2 protein-coding genes (1 of these 2 running past the window's edge) are annotated in these 2,093 nt (G+C 52.9%); both read right to left on the bottom strand.

The window, feature by feature from the left end; genetic code table 11:
• A protein-coding gene (locus QVO97_RS05500) for a sigma-54-dependent transcriptional regulator (RefSeq protein ID WP_022359390.1) crosses the window boundary here: on the bottom strand, nucleotides 1-1,295 show its 5' portion. It extends 91 nt beyond the left edge of the window; the window shows 1,295 of its 1,386 coding nt (coding positions 1-1,295); it begins with the start codon at nucleotides 1,293-1,295; the stop codon falls past the left edge of the window.
• Between the two features lie 75 nt (nucleotides 1,296-1,370).
• On the bottom strand, nucleotides 1,371-2,093 hold a 723-nt coding region (locus QVO97_RS05495), incomplete at its 5' end, for a sensor histidine kinase (RefSeq protein WP_288189053.1).

The following is a 2,093-nucleotide window of genomic DNA, read 5'->3' as shown; positions in this document are numbered from 1 at the left end:
GCCCGCGTCAGGTTATTGCCGGAAAGTTTCAACGCCTCCGACATATATCGTTTCTCCAGCGCCGCGACCTCCTGCTCGAGGTCGATCGGTCCTTTTTTCAGATCTTTCAGATAGATGCAGTCCCCGCTCTCCGGCCTTGCCTCCCGCTCGACCGGCGCCAGCTCCACGTGTTTTTCCAGGATATTTCCCTGGCTGAAGAGAAAACAGCGCTCAAAAATATTTTTAAGCTCCCTGACATTTCCCTTCCAGTCGTACAAGAGCAGCTCCCGCATAAAATCCGGATCCACCTTTTCGATATTGCGGGCAAAGGCTTTATTATAATAGTCAAGGTAATAGTCACAGAGCACCGGGATATCCTCGCGCCGGTCACGAAGCGGCGGAATCTCGATCTGCATGACATTCAGCCGGTAGAACAGATCCTCCCGGAATTGCCCCGCCTTGATCGCCTCCTCGAGATTTCTGTTCGTCGCCGCAATGATCCGAACATCGACCGCCGTGTCCTCCAGCGCGCCGATCCGCTTAAATTTCCGGTCATCCAGGAAGGTCAGCAGTTTCGTCTGCATCGCCATCGGCAATTCGCCGATCTCGTCCAAAAAGACCGTACCGCCGTCCGCCAGCTCAATCAAGCCCTTTTTCGTCTTGAGCGCCCCCGCAAACGCGCCACGCTCATAGCCAAAGAGCTCGCTCTCCATCAGATTTTCCGGAATCGCACCGCAGTTAATGCGTACCATCAGGTTATCCTTGCGGGCGCTGTTCGCATGAATCTGCCGCGCCACAACTTCCTTGCCCGTTCCCGTCTCCCCACGCAGGAGTACATTGACCGACAAATTTTCCCCAAGCACCTGAATAAGGTGCCGGATCCGGGCGGCTGCCTCACTGACACCTAAAAACTGCGGCACATCGCCTTTCAGGAAGACGAGTGAATCCCGGTTGCGCTTCTGCTCCAGACACCGCTTGATCAGCATATCGATCTCATCCACATCAAACGGCTTTAAAATATAATCATATGCGCCGCGCTTCGTCGCCTCAACCGCCTGGGAAACGGAACCGTACGCCGTCATCATGATGACCTGCAGTTCCTCGTCTGCATTTTTGAAATTGACAATCTCATCCATCCCGACACTGTTTTCGAGGAGATTGTCGAGAAGGAGCACCCCCGGATGATATTTCCTGACAAACTCCAGCCCTTCCTCGACGGTTGCGGCTGAATAGGCGTCATATCCCCTGTCTTTCAGTCCTTCCTCCAGTGTATAGCGAATCAGAAATTCATCGTCCACAATCAAAATTCGATCCATGTGCATCCTCCTCCCTGTTTCATAACATTATACCCTAAATACTAAATTCGTGAAATACCTCATTAAATGGTCACACTATACCATTTTCCCCGGAAATCTTAAAACCACGTCTGTCCCTACCCCCGACTTGCTCACGATCTCCATCGTTCCTCCATTTGACTCCACCAGGCGGCTCACGATTGATAGCCCAAGCCCGGTTCCGTTGATGCTCTTTGTATAAAATGGTTCCAGCGCCTTGGAGACTTCTTCCTCCGTCATGCCTTTTCCGTTGTCTCGCACCGTCACAAGCACTTCTTTCTCCTGCGCGGCTGCCATGAGCTTGATCTGTCCCTCGCGGTCCGGTACCAGCGCCTTCAGGCTGTTGCTGATCAGGTTGTGGATGATCTGACGGAACTCATTTTCATTGAGACTCGCCCTCAGTCCCTCTTCTGCCTCCACCAAAAGCGATGCGCGGCGGCTGTCCGGTCCTTTCGCATAGATCATTCCGATCTCCTTTAAAACACCGGTCACAGAAACCTCCGTTTTCAGTGATTCACGCCGGATTGACAAAGTCAGAAGATTCATGATCAGCGCCGTGACGCGGTCGATCTCATGGATCATGCTGTCACAGAGCATCTTATCGCCGTCCTTGACTGCCCTGCCCTTTAAAAGCTGAATACCGGAGCGGATGCCCGCGATCGGGTTCTTGATCTCATGCGCCAGCGTCGCTGCCATCCGGCTGGTATATTCCATTTTCGTGTAATTATCCATGTTTTTGAGCAGCCCCTCAAAGGTAACCGCCAGCTGCCCGATCTCGTC

This window comes from Clostridium sp. CAG:43 (genome assembly GCF_000434655.1).
Taxonomy (GTDB): Bacteria; Bacillota; Clostridia; order Lachnospirales; family Lachnospiraceae; genus Otoolea; species Otoolea fessa.
The sequence above is the reverse complement of the archived record's forward strand: the minus strand, read 5'-3'. Positions and strand labels throughout refer to the sequence as shown.